Source organism: Brevibacillus sp. BD137 (assembly GCF_041644655.1).
GTDB classification, from domain to species: domain Bacteria; phylum Bacillota; class Bacilli; order Brevibacillales; family Brevibacillaceae; genus Brevibacillus; species Brevibacillus brevis_D.
Genome location: NZ_JAOTNO010000020.1, coordinates 56,604 through 72,127, shown reverse-complemented (window position 1 = coordinate 72,127; position 15,524 = coordinate 56,604). Strand labels below are relative to the sequence as shown.

13 protein-coding genes are annotated in these 15,524 nt (G+C 49.8%); 7 read left to right on the top strand and 6 right to left on the bottom strand.

Annotated elements, in window-relative coordinates:
- Positions 1 to 52: 52 nt before the first annotated feature.
- The 5 genes from ODZ53_RS27585 to ODZ53_RS27565 form a co-directional block, all read right to left on the bottom strand.
- On the bottom strand, positions 53 to 1,831 hold the full coding sequence (locus ODZ53_RS27585; RefSeq protein ID WP_372681463.1) for an acyl-CoA dehydrogenase family protein: 1,779 nt from the start codon (positions 1,829 to 1,831) through the stop codon (positions 53 to 55).
- A gap of 24 nt (positions 1,832 to 1,855) precedes the next feature.
- Positions 1,856 to 3,034, bottom strand: coding sequence for an acetyl-CoA C-acetyltransferase (locus tag ODZ53_RS27580; protein ID WP_372681461.1), 1,179 nt, complete (start codon positions 3,032 to 3,034; stop codon positions 1,856 to 1,858).
- Between the two features lie 18 nt (positions 3,035 to 3,052).
- Positions 3,053 to 5,461, bottom strand: coding sequence for a 3-hydroxyacyl-CoA dehydrogenase/enoyl-CoA hydratase family protein (locus tag ODZ53_RS27575; protein WP_372681459.1), 2,409 nt, complete (start codon positions 5,459 to 5,461; stop codon positions 3,053 to 3,055).
- A 360-nt stretch (positions 5,462 to 5,821) separates the two neighbouring features.
- The gene (locus ODZ53_RS27570; protein WP_372681457.1) at positions 5,822 to 6,943 is read right to left on the bottom strand and encodes an S-layer homology domain-containing protein; all 1,122 of its coding nucleotides are present in this window, start codon (positions 6,941 to 6,943) and stop codon (positions 5,822 to 5,824) included.
- Positions 6,944 to 7,392: 449 nt separating this feature from the next.
- Positions 7,393 to 7,809, bottom strand: coding sequence for a hypothetical protein (locus ODZ53_RS27565; RefSeq protein ID WP_015893134.1), 417 nt, complete (start codon positions 7,807 to 7,809; stop codon positions 7,393 to 7,395).
- 152 nt (positions 7,810 to 7,961) lie between these two features.
- Between ODZ53_RS27565 and ODZ53_RS27560 the strand changes: the two genes are divergently transcribed.
- From ODZ53_RS27560 to ODZ53_RS27530, 7 genes are all read left to right on the top strand, one after another.
- Positions 7,962 to 8,579: a hypothetical protein gene (locus ODZ53_RS27560; protein ID WP_372681455.1), complete on the top strand. Its 618-nt coding sequence runs from the start codon at positions 7,962 to 7,964 to the stop codon at positions 8,577 to 8,579.
- 426 nt (positions 8,580 to 9,005) lie between these two features.
- Positions 9,006 to 10,106, top strand: a complete 1,101-nt coding sequence (gene proB / locus ODZ53_RS27555) for a glutamate 5-kinase (protein ID WP_372681453.1) — start codon at positions 9,006 to 9,008, stop codon at positions 10,104 to 10,106.
- Positions 10,107 to 10,144: 38 nt separating this feature from the next.
- Entirely contained in the window at positions 10,145 to 11,413 is a 1,269-nt protein-coding gene (locus tag ODZ53_RS27550) for a glutamate-5-semialdehyde dehydrogenase (RefSeq protein WP_372681451.1), read from the top strand.
- A gap of 21 nt (positions 11,414 to 11,434) precedes the next feature.
- Entirely contained in the window at positions 11,435 to 12,277 is an 843-nt protein-coding gene (proC, locus tag ODZ53_RS27545; protein WP_372681449.1) for a pyrroline-5-carboxylate reductase, read from the top strand.
- Positions 12,278 to 12,355: 78 nt separating this feature from the next.
- Positions 12,356 to 13,162, top strand: coding sequence for a hypothetical protein (locus ODZ53_RS27540; protein ID WP_199928504.1), 807 nt, complete (start codon positions 12,356 to 12,358; stop codon positions 13,160 to 13,162).
- Positions 13,163 to 13,265: 103 nt separating this feature from the next.
- Positions 13,266 to 13,586 (top strand): ferritin-like domain-containing protein, encoded by a 321-nt coding sequence (locus tag ODZ53_RS27535; RefSeq protein WP_142497014.1) that lies wholly within the window; start codon positions 13,266 to 13,268, stop codon positions 13,584 to 13,586.
- Positions 13,587 to 13,599: 13 nt separating this feature from the next.
- Complete coding sequence (locus ODZ53_RS27530) at positions 13,600 to 13,932, top strand: spore coat protein (protein WP_016742927.1); 333 nt, start codon at positions 13,600 to 13,602, stop codon at positions 13,930 to 13,932.
- Positions 13,933 to 13,974: 42 nt separating this feature from the next.
- Here ODZ53_RS27530 and ODZ53_RS27525 read toward each other — a convergent pair whose 3' ends face one another.
- Positions 13,975 to 15,423: an aminotransferase-like domain-containing protein gene (locus tag ODZ53_RS27525; RefSeq protein ID WP_372681446.1), complete on the bottom strand. Its 1,449-nt coding sequence runs from the start codon at positions 15,421 to 15,423 to the stop codon at positions 13,975 to 13,977.
- Between the last annotated feature and the right edge of the window lie 101 nt (positions 15,424 to 15,524).

Below are 15,524 nucleotides of genomic sequence, written 5' to 3'. Positions count from 1 at the left end.
CAAAAGGAGCAAAGCTCAATGCTTTGCTCCTTTTCCCATCTACTGTTTGGAACTACACCACATATGCTCCCGCTTCGATCACGCGGTCTGCAATCGAACGTTTGAGTGCCACTGTGTTGATCGGCGTGCGGCGGGTCAGCTTTTTCAAGATCGACAGGCGCAGACGAAGCTCGTCGCCCTCTTCCATCGCCGCCAATGCTTCCTTCGCCCAGCCTTCGATACGATCGAATGCCTCATGTACATAGACAGCAGTCATTTCCAGCTTTTGCTGCTCAGCTTCAATGCCATTTGCCGCCATTGCTTTCTCTGTCCGCTTCACGATGCTATCCATTGCGTACAGCTCGATCAGCATGTCAGCTGCAAATGCCAAGAGTTCCTGTTCTTTGGACATTTCCTGTTGGTATTTCATCAGCGCAGAACCAGCCACCATCAAAATGATTTTGCGCGTGATGTTGATCAGATGCTTCTCCATAGCCAAGGGTGCATCTTCAATCTCTTCTGGATAATAGCTCATCAGATCTGCTTGCAGACTGCTTGCTGCTTGCATGAGCGGCAATTCACCTTTCATCGCCTTTTTCACGAGCGTATCTGGGATGAGCATGCGATTGATTTCGTTCGTTCCTTCGAAAATGCGGTTAATCCGCGAGTCACGGTACATGTTCTCGATCTCATACTCGGACATAAAGCCGTATCCACCGTGGATTTGCACGCCTTCGTCCACGCAGTAATCCAAAACCTCAGTGGCAAATACTTTATTGATCGAGCATTCGATCGCATAATCCGCAATCGCCTTCGCAACCTCTGCGCCATCATCCGCTTTTTCACCCAAGCGAGTCAGCGCTGTATCGAACAGACCCACTGTGCGATAGACGGAGCTTTCAGCCGCATACGTTTTCACTGCCATGTTCGCCAGTTTGTTTTTGATTAAAGGAAAGTTGGCGATTGGCGTTTTGAACTGCTTGCGTTCTTTTGCGTAGTTCGTCGCGAGTTCCACTGCTTTTTTCGAGGAGCCGACTGCACCCACCGCGAGCTTGTAACGACCTACGTTCAAGATGTTGAACGCGATCACGTGACCTCTTCCAGGCTCACCTAGCAGATTGTCTACCGGCACAGGTACATCTTGCAAAATGACCGTGCGCGTTGAGGAGCATTTGATTCCCATCTTCTTTTCTTCCGGGCCAAAAGAAACACCTGGGAATGTACGCTCAACGATAAAGGCAGTAAATTTCTCGCCATCAATTTTCGCGTATACGATAAATACATCAGCAAAGCCAGCATTCGTGATCCATTGCTTCTCTCCGTTGAGAATATAGTGCGTGCCATCTGCGGAGAGGGTCGCTGTCGTTTTCGCACCCAGCGCATCTGAGCCAGAGCCTGGCTCAGTCAGGCAGTAAGCTGCGATTCGTTTTCCGGACGCCAGATCAGGCAGGTAGCGCTGTTTTTGCTCCTCGTTTCCAAAGTACACGATCGGCAGTGAACCGATACCGACATGGGCGCCGTAGCTGAGCGCAAAGCCGCGAGCCAGCGAGAATTTCTCTGTTACGAGTGCAGTGCTGACTTTATCCAGCCCCAGTCCCTCGTACTTTTCAGGAACGTCTCCAGCCAACAGACCCAGCTCCCCTGCTTCCTTCAACAGACGAACGGAAATATCAAATTGATGGTTTTCAAGCTCTTCCAGATGAGGACGAACTTCCTTGTTGACGAAATCCTCTGTCGTCTTGGCAATCATCTTTTGCTCTTCGGTGTACTCTTCTGGCACGAATACATCATCAGCTGAACCTGCATCGATCAAAAAGCTTCCACCGCGGATCAAATCTTTTGTTTCTGCCATTACTATCCTCTCCTTATTTTAAAATTAGATCATTTCAAAAACGCCAGCGGCTCCCATTCCACCACCGATACACATCGTAACGACTCCGTATTTGCCGCCTCTGCGCTTCATTTCATTCAAAAGCTGGACGGTTAGCTTGGCACCACTGCAACCGAGTGGATGCCCTAATGCGATTGCCCCACCATTTACATTGACCTTTTCTGGATCGAGTCCCAGCTCGCGAATGACGGCAATCGATTGGGAGGCGAACGCTTCGTTTAACTCAAACAGATCGACATCCTTCAAGCTGATTCCCGCTAGCTTCAATGCTTTTGGAATCGCGACAACCGGACCAATCCCCATGACATCAGGGTCTACGCCGCCAACCGTAAAGGAACGGAACTTGGCAATCGGCTCGACACCCAGCTCGGCTGCCTTTTCGGCAGACATCACGAGAACTGCCGCCGCACCATCGCTCGTTTGCGAGGAGTTTCCTGCCGTTACGCTGCCTTGCACATGAAAGACCGGTCTGAGCTTGGCAAGTGCCTCCATCGTCGTGTCCGAGCGCGCTCCTTCATCCTTGTCGAAAACACGTTCCTGGACGTGAACCTTGCCAGCTTCATCGACAAAATGCTGCTTGACTGTCAAAGGTACGATTTCATCCTGGAATTTCCCTGAAGCAATTGCGGCCGTCGCACGCTGATGGCTTTGCAGAGCAAAAGCATCCTGATCCTCACGCGAAATGTTGTACCTCTTCGCCACTTCCTCAGCCGTATGACCCATGCTCATATACGCTTCCGGCTTCGTTTCTACCAGAGTCGGATTGAGTGCGATTTTGTGACCGAGCATTGGCACCAGACTCATGCTTTCCACCCCGCCAGCGACTACTACTTCGGAGCTGCCGACCATGATTTGCTGAGCAGCGTAAGCAATCGTCTGCAAACCCGAGGAGCAAAAGCGATTGATCGTGATCCCCGATACATTTGTCGGCAATCCGGCGCGCAGGCCGATCAAACGAGCCATATTCATGCCTTGCTCAGCTTCCGGTACAGCCGTCCCTATGATGATATCCTCGATATCAGCCGGATCGAGCTGTGGTACGCGGCGCAACAGGTCGCTTACAACTGCAGCTCCCATATCGACTGGGTGAAAATCCTTGAGACTTCCTTTTTTCGATTTACCGATAGCGGTGCGGGCGCCCGCGACAATAACTGCTTCTCTCATCGTTATCCCTCCCTCTCCCTAGTTACGCAAAGGCTTGTTCTTGGTCAGCATGTGCTGCATCCGTTGCTGGCTTTTCGGCGTCTTGATCAGTTCGAGGAACGCTTGCTTTTCCAGCTCCAGAATGTAGTTCTCTGTCACTTCTGTACCCGCTGGCACGTTACCACCGGACATGACATAGGCAACTTTGCTTGCGATCAGCTCATCATGCTCGGAAATATATCCACTCTTCTTCATGGCATAAATATTTTGGCGAAGGTTCGCATAACCCGTTTCACCGATGACGCGAATTTTGCGTGGCGCTGGCGGCGTGTAGCCTTCTTTATCCATCGTAAGCACGAGCTGCTTGGCATCGTATAGCTGATGATCAGCATTCACGCTGATCCGGTCAGTCGATCGCAGGTACCCCAGATTGATGGCTTCCTGACCACTCGTAGATACCTTTGCCATGGCAATGGCTTCAAACGCCTTAGCAACGAATGGGAACGGATCAACTGGCACGCTTCCTCCCTCTGGAACGTTTTCCATTGCTCGGAACAGCATCTCCTTCGTTCCTCCGCCACCTGGCAGAAGTCCTACTCCCACCTCTACCAGTCCGAGGTACGTCTCTGCCGATACCTGCGCGCGATCCGCGAGATAGACAACCTCGACACCGCCGCCCAGCGTCATGCCGAATGGTGCTGCGACGACTGGACGATGCATGTAGCGCAGTGCTCGTGCTGTTTTGTGGAAGTTCGTGACGAGCATGTCGAGCTCCAGCCAGTTCTCATCCTGTGCTTCCATCAATGCCATTGCGAGATTCATCCCGACGCAGAAGTTTTTGCCTTGATTACCGATGACCAGACCTGCGAAGTTCTTCTGCACTTCCTCTGCGGCCTGACTTGCCATGTGCAAGACATCCATCCCGAGTGCATTGTGCGGAGAGGTAAATTCCAGACATGCGACTCCATCGCCCAAATCGATCAAGGCGGCACCCGCATTTTTCTTGATCAGCTTGCCTTGTTCCTTAAGGGCTGCCAGGTTAATGTTTTCCTTGCTCTCTTCGACGTCCTTGTATGTGCCTCCAATGGAAAACACGCTGCGCTTCCCTTGCTCTTTTTGATAAAAGGAGGTTTTCCCACTCGCGAGCAGCTCCTCGACGAGTGCCGGAATCTTCTCGTTTTCCTCACGCATTCTTGTCACTGACTTTTCGAGACCGATGGCATCCCACGTTTCGAATGGCCCCATCTCCCATCCGAAGCCCCACTTCATAGCCTGGTCAACAGAGATGATATCGTCAGCGATCTCATAAGCCTTTTCCGCAGAGTACAGCAGTACCTTTTTGAAAACACTCCAGACGAACTCACTGCCCTTGTCCTTGCCATATGCGAGCGCTCTCAACTTCTCAGGCAATGTCTTGGCTGTTTTGGCTGCTTCGAGGGAAGCAAACTTCGGCCTCACACTTGGACGGTATTCCAGCGTGTCAACCGACAGTGCCATAATCTCTTTGCCATTCTCCGTCTTCACCTGCTTGAAAAAGCCTTGACCAGCTTTTTGCCCGATCCATCTTTTCTCCACCATTTGAAGAACGAACTCCGGCACTTCAAAAACAGAGCGCTCCTGCTCATCCGTGCTTTTATTCCTGACGTTACCCGCCACATGCACGTACGTATCCAGTCCCACGACATCGAGTGTGCGGAACGTCGCACTCTTCGGACGGCCGATGACCGGACCTGTCAACGCATCTACCTCATCTACCCCAAGCCCCAGTCGCACCATTTCGTGGATCGACACCTGCAATCCATATGTACCGATCCGATTCGCGATGAAGTTAGGTGTATCCTTGCAAACGACCATTCCTTTTCCGAGCACATGCTCACCAAAATGCTTCATGAAAGAGATGACCTGCGGGTCTGTATCAATACCTGGGATCAGCTCCAACAGCTTCAAGTAGCGCGGTGGGTTAAAAAAGTGCGTGCCGAGGAAATGCTTGCGGAAGTCATCCGAGCGTCCCTCTGCCATTTCGTTGATAGAAACCCCAGACGTATTGGAAGACACGATGGTCCCTGGCTTGCGATACGCTTCTACCATAGCGAAGACGCTTTTCTTCACTTCGATGTTCTCGACAACTACCTCAATAATCCAGTCGACCTCGCTCAAGCAAGAGAGATGATCCTCGAAGTTACCAACTGTAATCAAGTCGATGTTCTTTTTATCGTAGAGCGGCGCCGGCTTCTCCTTCAAAAGTCGGTCTCGGCCCGCTTGTGCTATTCGGTTTTTCACCACGCTATCAGACAAAGAAAGTCCTTTATTACTCTCATCTGCTGTCAATTCACGCGGCACGATGTCCAGTAAATAAGTGGGAATACCGACGTTGGCTAAATGTGCTGCGATCCCGGCGCCCATGACGCCTGAGCCGAGAACTGCCGCCTTGCGAATTTTGCGTTCCATCTCCAAATCCTCCTTTTTAAAAAACCTAGTCATGACTGATTCATGGTCAAAAAGAATGGCCTCGCAACAGTGAATACCTAATATTCAGACTAGCAGAGTATTTTTAAAACTTCTACTTTCTCCATAGATATTCCTGTGTGCGTCAGCACATGTCTCGTGTTGAATGAATGCTCATTCAGTATGTGGGTTAAAAAATGACATCCCACGTTTTGGCTGTTTTACACGCCCGGAGATGCTACGCTCCCACCAACTGAATCACCGTTCAGTTTTAATTGTAATCGAAAATTCTGTCAGTTGCAATCGTCACTTCATGAAAGAAAAGAAAAGGGGCACACTATTGTCCGGTCCCCCTTTCCTGAGCTATTTTTGTGTGTAAATCAGCGCAGTGATCTTGCGTCCGTATGCGTTGGACGTGTCTTCTTCCAATCGGTATTCAATCTGGAAGTCTCCGTTTTTCGGGTCTAGATAATGAGCAATCACCCAAAGGATTTTCGAATTGTTTTCGTCTGCCTTGACCGATACTTTTACCGGCCCGTTGTACGTAGGCACTTGCTCCAGCTTTGCCATGCTTTTTCGTGCATCGTCGGTAAAGAGCGCAGACAGCTGCTTCTCATTTTTTGTCTCGTACGCCAAATTCGCTGCTCGTAAATACACCTGCGCGATGTGCTTCTGATTCGCAGGTGAACCACGGAACTGCGAAGCCACATCCATCCGGTAATAATCAATCAGTCGATCCATTACAACGATGTATTCTGCGCGCGTCAGAATTTTGTTCGGAGAAAAGGTCTTCTCTGTGCGAAACAGATTGAATTCCCGGATCGCCAGTGGATATGGTGAATATGTATCCCGATAGAATCGGTCGCGCTTCCATTCGTAATAGCTGTTAAAGAAAGAGACTGTATCTTGTGGTTTAATATTGGCCGTACGAAATTTTTGTGGGGCCATCATATGAAACAATATCAAGCTGGCCTCTTCTCTCGTCAATGGCCACTGCATTCCGGCACTGGACATCCACCACTCCGGATTTTCCTTTTCTTGCTTTTTCATCAAGTGCCCGGTTTCAGCCAAATAGAGATAGTACAGCATCCGGTCTCCTGGATCAAACTTGCCCAGATCGTCTGTTTCGATTTTCATCATGGTCTTTAGGTTGCTCAGCAGTTGATCTACTTCCCCCCGGAGTAGATAGCGCTGATCCAGGTTTGGCTTGCGTTCTGGCTTTTCTATCGGTCCGTATATTGTCTCGAATACACGATTCAGCATAACCAGAGCTTCGCCTCGAGTAACCGGCTTGTTTGGGTAAAAAGGCTGATATCCCGTTCTTTTTACGATGCCGAGATCCGCCATTTTTTCGATCTGCTCACTTGCCCAATGTCCCTGTATGTCCGTATACATGCCAGGCCCAGCCGCATTCGCACTCCCTGAAAAAACGCTTTGCACCACTAGCAGTGCCAAGAGAAAAACGATAGCAAAACGCTTTACCATGACTTACGATAACTCCTTTCTTTTCATGATCGTTCCCTTACTCCCTTTTTTTGGTAATTCTCCCCCAGTAGCATCCATTCCTGCCATATTGGTCTATTTTCCTGGGTCTGATCTCTCCCTTTCTTGTATCGGGATGAAAACGGAACTTCGTTATACTTTTTCAGAAGAAATGAAAAAGAGCCGCACTTTGTATGAGCGGCCCAATTATATCCTTCTTCTCTACGCGCTGACTATCCTTCAATCTGCTCTAACCAGCCTGATCCCCTGGTCACAAGGAGTCCATAAAGGAAAATGTTGATGAGGGTGAACAGGACGATAATCCCAAGAGCGGTCCCTAACATGGATGGCCCCATCGAAAAACTGGCGAGGACGACTAGACCTCCTGCCATAAGGCCTATAACCAACGGGAATAGAAAAAGAGCCGTCGGTTATCCCAACGGCTCTCATGATTAGTTTTGTGGTACAAAGCTGCCATCACGAAGCATCGTCAACTCGCCCATCATGAATGCTAAATCTTCGTTTTCGTCAAACTTTCCACTTTCCTCCAAAGCTTCTAAACGACGCAGAAGCATGTTGGCAAAGTCTTGAATCTGTACCGGATGTCCCTCCGTATCGGCATCATCCAAAATGTCAAAACCAGTCAAGGCCTCCAAGTGGGTCACGATACGAAAACCGCCGATTTCCCCCAGTAACTCCGGCTTGTTCATTTTTGATTTCTCCAATTTTTGCAGCATGGACAAAATATCATTCGCTACCACGCTAGGGAAAGCAACCTGATAAAAGTTGCGATTTTTCGCTTCATCGGTTTTGATAATCAACACATCAATCCCGTCTGGTTTTTTTGCTTTTTTGCCAAACCCAAACATATATTCCACCTCAATCGTTCGATCTGTCCAACTCTCTCCATGATAGACATAATCCGAGAGTCAGACAACCCCTATCCATATATTAACTGGGCTATTTGTCTTTTTTGACACACACGCTAATGTTAAACGACTGCTCCCAAGTGAGGTGCGCCATGAAAGTTAACTGGAAAAACTGGATGTTTATTCTCGTTCTCTCTTTGCTCGTCACAGGATGCATGACGCAAGTAAAGCAGGAGCATGCAAAAAACAAGGCCAAAACACAGAGTAAGCCTGCCGCGCAGTCTGCCATCCAAAAGCTTGGGGATAACAAAATGGATGTCGTCCTCTTTTTGAAACAAGCCGAGCATCAACTGGAAAATGTATATTACGCTGCCGCGGACAATGCCAAGGGCAAATCTATAGTTGAGGATGGTCTCGTCTTTCGGGAATTGCCTAAGCGCTTCGACAGTAAAGACAAGATAACGGGGTACTTCAGTCGTTTTTGGAGCCGTCCACTGGCAGAAGCCATGTACGACAACATGACAACCAAGCTGGTGAAGGAAAAGGTATACGTGGCAATCCCACGCGTCGACTATCCGACTTTGATCTCGGTTCGAAACACGACTTTTCAAAAAAACAATGGGGAACTCAATGTGACCGTGGAAGATGTAACCGATCCCTCCTTTGCTTCTGACCGCACGCTGCGCTACCGACTCGTGCGCGATCAAAAGACGAAACGGTTCGAAATCAAATCACGGATGGGCGCTTATGGGAATGAACAATTTCAATAAGCCTCTTGACATTTCTTGCGGATCCAGCGAATAATAGTGAATTAATAAGCACATAGTGAGCGGCAATGACGGGGAATAGTAAAACCGCCCTTCAGGTCCAGAGAGCGAAATCCACCGGCTGAGAGGTTTCGTCCTTGAATCGGTTTGAACCCACCCCAGAGCATCCAGGGAAGACCTGGACAGGTTTCTTTCACCTGTTATCAAAGAAAGAGAGCCGGGCGTTTCTTGGCTGAAGTATGCCTTCAGTCCAAAACGTCAAATAAGGTGGTACCGCGTGAGGTTTTCAAGCCCTTTCGTCCTTATCAAAGAGACGAGAGGGCTTTTTTCTGTGAAAAACGTCTCGACGTTTTTCATAAAGGTGGATGCGACCGCTTGCGGTCAACAAAACGGTCATGACCGTTTTGTATGCAAGAAGGGGGTTTTGAGATGAAAAAGGGTAAATTGCGTTTGGTAGTAAAGGTGGGGAGCAGTTCGATTGCAGCAGCTACAGGCGGTGTTGATCCGGCGAAAATGTCGCTGCTCGTCTCTGCTATCAGTCAATTGCGCGAAGCGGGTCATCAGGTTGTCCTAGTCTCCTCAGGAGCTGTCGCCAGCGGTTATCAAAGTCTCGGCTATCAGCAGCGCCCCCGATCCTTGGCAGCCAAGCAAGCAGCGGCAGCCATCGGGCAAAGCCTGTTGATGCAAACCTATACGCAAATGTTCGGTGCCCATAACTTCAGCGTGGCGCAAATCTTGCTCACACGCGGAGACTTTTCTCACAAGGAACGATATCAACACGCATTCTCTACGCTGTCACTGCTTTTAGATAAAAACATTTTGCCAATCATCAATGAAAACGACACAGTATCCGTAGCGGAATTGACCTTCGGAGACAATGATATGCTGGGCGCACTCGTTGCTGGTCTCATCCATTCCGATCTGTACATGATCCTGACTGATACGAATGGCCTGTATGACAAAGACCCGCGTTATCATGCTGATGCCAAACACATGGGCTGGCTCGAATGTGTGACGGAAGAAATCGAGGCACTTGCAGGCGGAGCTTCCCAACTGGGAACAGGTGGTATGCGCTCCAAGCTGATCGCAGCAAAAACCGCCCAATCATTAGGAATTCCCGGCTTTATTGGAAAATTGACGAATCCCACAGATTTGCTCGATGTCCTTACTGGCAACGGGAATGGCACCTACGTCAACTACCATCCCGAAGCATCTGCAACAAACAGCGTTCCTACTCGCAAGCAATGGATTGCGCTTCACTCCCCTATCCGTGGAAAAATCATGGTTGATAGCGGTGCAGCGGAAGCGATTTTGGAAAACAGCAAAAGCTTGCTCCTAGCAGGTGTCCGTGATGTTTCCGGCATGTTCGAGCAAGGTGAGGTTATCGAGGTTTACTGTGAGGGGACGTTGATCGGTCGCGGTATCAGCAGATTTACCGCAGCACAGTTAAGTGATTTTCTTTCCCCTGATAACGTAACGCGACACAGCGGTACTGTTATACATCGAGATGAATGGGCGCCTGTCATCTAAACGAATCCATGTAGATAGAAAAAGGAGTTGGAGAAACCATGGAAAGCTTGAAGGAAAAAGTGCATACACAATTGAGCCTGGCCAAACAGGCTTCACGAAAAATGGCTATACTCTCTCGCAAACAAAAAGACGAGGTGCTCGTCGCAATCGGCAACCAGCTGCTGGCAGATGAGGCTGTTATTCTCTCCGAAAACGCCAAAGACATCGCCATCGCGAGAGCAGACGGTCAGCCTGCCTCCTATCTAGATCGTCTCTTGTTGACGCCGGAGCGAATAACACAACTCGTGGATAGTCTGGCGCAGCTGGTATCCCTCGATGATCCTGTCGGGGAACGGATCGACTCGTGGACACGACCAAACGGACTATTCATCGAACAAATCCGCGTCCCTCTCGGCGTCATTGGAATGGTGTACGAAGCCAGACCGAACGTCACTGTTGACGCAGCAGCAATCGCCATCAAAACAGGCAATGCGATCGTCTTGCGCGGCAGCCACAGCGCTGTTCATAGCAATCTCGCGCTGGTGACTAGTATTCGTCAAGCGCTCACTGCGACCGGACTTGACGCGGAAGCCGTGCAGTACTTGCCTTTTGCCGAACATGCTTCTGTCGATTACTTGTGCACCGCCAATGGTCTCGTCGATGTCATCATCCCACGGGGTGGAGCAGGACTGATCCAGCGCGTTCTGAAAATCGCAAGTGTTCCTGTACTCGAAACAGGCGTTGGCAATTGCCACATTTATGTGGATGAAGCGGCTCACTATGACATGGCTGAAAGCATCGTGATCAATGCCAAAACTAGTCGTCCTGCCGTATGCAATGCTGCCGAAACACTACTCGTGCACCGCAGTTGGCCACAGGAAAATCAACGTGAATTGCTTCAAAAGCTCTTGGCGATGGGCGTTGAGCTCCGCGCTTGTGAGCGTACGATCGAGCTTCATACTGACCTCGCCGCTCAACTGCACCAAGCAACATCAGAAGACTGGGATACAGAATACTCTGCGCTGATTCTAGCGGTTCGCACTGTCGATAGCCTGAGTGAGGCCATTGAACATATTACAGCGCATACTTCCGGCCATTCCGAGGCAATCGTAACGGAAGATGAAATCGCGGCCCGTCAGTTTTTGACTGCGATCGATGCCACAGCGGTTTATCACAACGCCTCTACCCGCTTTACCGATGGTGGAGAATTCGGCTTCGGTGCTGAGATCGGCATCAGCACGCAAAAATTACATGCTCGTGGGCCAATGGGCTTGCCAGCGCTCACTTCTTACAAGTATGTCGTACGCGGAAACGGCCAAATCCGATAGTCCAAAAGGGAGGGAATCACCATGAGCAACCAAGCAACAGCGATTACAGAAGGGCGGATCGGTTTTCTCGGTGCTGGCTCGATCGTGGAGGCCATGCTTTCCGGTATCGTAAAGAAAGGGTTACTCCCTTCTGAGCGTATTTCCGTCACGAACCGCAACAATAGGGAGCGTTTGGAGCAGTTGGCAAATGACTACGGAGTAACTGCTACTCAGGACAAATTTGACGTAGTCCGTTCTTCCGATATTTTGATTTTGGCTATCAAGCCGAAGGATGCCGCAGAGGCTTTGCTGGATTTGCGTGGGGTCGTTCGTTCTGACCAATTGATTATCTCGGTAATCGCTGGCGTCTCCACCAGCTTGATCGGAGAGTGGCTCGGCGCAGAGTGCCCGATCATCAGAACGATGCCCAATACATCGTCTGCGGTTGGTTTGTCTGCTACCGGACTGTGCGCGAATCCTTTCGTCCAGGAAGCGCACCGCGAGCTGGCTACCAAACTTTTCGAAGCAATTGGCACCGTATATGAAGTCGCCGAGGAAGAGCTGGATATCATTACTGGATTGTCTGGAAGCGGCCCTGCTTATATTTACTATTTGGTAGAGGCCATGATGGGGGCAGGTGCCACAGCGGGACTGGATCGGGAAATGGCGCGCCAATTAACGCTGCAAACCGTGATTGGCGCGGCACATATGCTGCTCGATACACGCGAAGAGCCTTCGATTCTCCGCCAAAAAGTAACGAGTCCAGGCGGAACGACCCAGGCAGGGCTGGAAGTATTGGAAGCCTATCAGTTTCAGGAGGCTGTCACGGCAGCCATCCTGCGTGCTGCCGAAAGATCGCGGGAGATGGGGGCACAATACCAGTAAAGTCGTTTTGTCCCTCCTTCTTGTCATGTATAATAAAAAAGATCAAGCATAATCGAGAAAAATGACGAAGGAGGTCCCATGGAAATTTACGCCTTGTACGGCACCAGTGGAACAGGAAAAAGCACCAGTGCATTAGAACTTGCTCACCGAATGAACATCGACGCCATTATTGATGATGGCATCCTGATTTACCAGGGACGCAAGGTGGCCGGAACCTCTGCCAAATATGAGAAGACAAAAATTCAGGCGGTAAAACGAGCTATTTTTCATTATAAGGAGCACGCTGAAGAAGTACGGCGAAGTCTTGGCGAGATTCAACCAAGCCGACTACTCGTGTTAGGAACTTCGCAACGGATGATTAGTCGTATCGTCGAAGCGCTGCATTTGCCTTTTCAGGTGGACTTCATCCCGATTGAATCCATCAAGCCTCCGCAGGAAATCGAGGCTGCCCGCTACGTGCGGGAAACAATGGGCAAGCACACGATACCGATTCCGCGTGTGGAGGTAGAAAAAGATTTCCTTCAGCGTCTCATCTCTTCTGCCCAACAGATTTTCAGCTCGAAAAAAGAAGTCATTGGGGAAACAACCGTGGTTCATCCTCCGTTTTCAGGTGGACGCATCGTGATTCATCCTCATGTATTGCGAAAAATCGTGGAAGCAGCCTGCAACCAGTTTGACGAGGTCCAGCATGTGGTCAAGATCGTCTCCAGCTTTGAGGATTTACCCCGGTTTCAGGTTTCGATTGCTCTTCAACTGCCTTACATGACAAATATTCCAGCACTTATCTATGCCCTTCAATCTACATTGTACAAAGAAGCTCACTATTGTCTCAATATCGCTCCCGCCAGCATTGACATCGTCGTTTCTTCGTTGGAGCTAACCTAATCCGGTCCTTTGTGACCGGATTTTTTTTGGCTGCAATCCTCAGGGGTTACATCCTAACTTGTTGCTCATCCTATACATGATTCCATCTGAAGGGAGCAACCTTATGCCATCCATCCTGTCTTCCAAGCCTTTTACACAAGCTCCGATTCCCGAACCGCCTAAGGTCATTTCGACAAAGGACTTGAGCTATCTCAAGGATGCTTTGTCATGGGAACTGATCGCTTTCAAAAAGCTGCATGCTTTTGCACAGCAAGCTACTGATCCCCAGGTCAAGCAATGTCTGGAACAGCAAGGACAAATGCACCAGCGACACTACCAAAAACTGCTGAGTCACCTGCAAAACAACAACACCGCAGTGATGGCGACCATTCCGCAGATGCAGTCCCAGCAACAGCAATCACAACAGCAACAACAAATGCAGTAAGGGAGGAATCGGGATGCCAAACCAAAACCAGATCGCCAATCCACAATCCGGTCAGCTGCCACAAGTAAAAGGTCCGCAAATGAACGATCGTGATTATCTCAACGATTGTTTAGCTACCTGCAAATACTTGACCGATAACTTTAACATCGCCGTTCGTGAAGCCAGCCACCAGCAGCTTTATGATGACATGCTGCAAATTCTGAATGAAACCCATCAATCAGCCCGCGATGCTTTCAATCTCATGTTCCAAAAGGGATGGTACAAGCTGGAGGCTTCCGAGCAGCAAAAACTCCAGCAAGCTTATCAGCAATTTAGCGGGTACTCCACGCAGTTCCCTTATCATTGATATAGCAGAAGACACCTGACCCAAGCAGGTGTCTTCTTTTCGTTACCCCCTACCACGCAGGAGCTGCGCTATTACATATAACGCCTTTTCCATGTCGACTTCTTCTGCGTACACGTAGGACAAGCGAAGATGATGACTATCCGTCTGATCATAAACAAAGCCCGGATTTAACAGAACCCCTTTTGCCAGTGCTTCCGTAAAAAGCTTGCGCATAGAAACTGCCTGATGCAGACGCAGCCAGATATAAAAACCGCCATGCGGAATATGCCAATCTGCCAGATCGCCAAACCAGCGAGCAAGGCATTCGCACATCCTGTCCCTTCTATGTCGCAGAGCTGCTCTGAGCTGATCCAGATGCCGGGAATATCTATCGCTTGTGAGCCATTCTGTCGCCACCCATTGGGAAATCGCACTCGCTCCGTAATCTGTCTGCATTTTTACATCCGCGAGGCGTTCTATGACTGGCTCAGGACCTACAATCCAGCCGATCCGCAGCCCTGGACTGAGCGTTTTGGACAAGCTGCCCAAATACAAGACCAACCCGCTCTGATCCCTCGCCTTTAACGGCAATGGCCCCGGTTCGTCCAACCACAATTCTCCATAAACATCGTCTTCCAACACAGGCAGCCTCTCCCGCTCGCATGCGGCCAGCACTTGTTCCCTTCGGTTCTCTGACATACTAATCCCAGTCGGATTATGGTAAGCCGAAATCGTATAGAGGAGTGCTGCGTTATGCGCCTGTTTTTGTCTCGTTAACACTTGGGGAGAGATTCCTTCCGCATCCATCGGTACACCAACCAGACGCATTCCCGATGATGGAAACAAAGGTAGAGAGAATAAATACGAAGGCTGCTCGAGCAAGATGGTAGATCCACGGTGAAGGATGCCAATCGATATCAACTGCAAGGCTTGAAGGGCTCCTGAAACGACCAAAATAGACGCTGGTGAAGCTTCGATCCCCCTGCCCCGCAAATGATCGCTGATCGCTTGGCGCAAAGGCAACAGCCCTTTTGGCTCCGAATATCCGAGATGAGTCATTTTGCCCTGCAAGCTAGCCATGACCGCTTCCATCTCCGCAACAGGAATCAAGTTCGGCGACAGCTCACCTGTCCCTAAACGAATGTACCTCGGGTCTGGCTCATAACGATTGATATCCTGAATCGTCGGCGAATTGGGGAGATGCGCTCCTGCTTGCGCGTAGCCCAGCCAATTGGGTGGCGGCGCGGTCGTCAATAAGGACCACGTGTTGTTACTAACGACGGAGCCACTGCCTACGGTTGCTTCAATGAAACCATCCGCTTTTAGCTCTTCCAACGCCGTCACCACCGTACTGCGGTTTACCTCAAAAGCTTGCGCCAACGCTCTTTGTGTTGGCAATTTACTATTGATCGGCCATTCTCCACCTGCAATTTTACCCTTCATATAAGCTACGATCTGCGCGTAGATCGGTATGTCAGATGATTTGTCAGGCTTCCAGTCTATCGTTAGCACAGGCATATTCCTCCTCGTCTGATCATTGTACAAATTGGTTGGTTTGGATGTAAACCAATTGGCTGGAGACAACAGATTCACAACCGTGAATAATGAAAGTA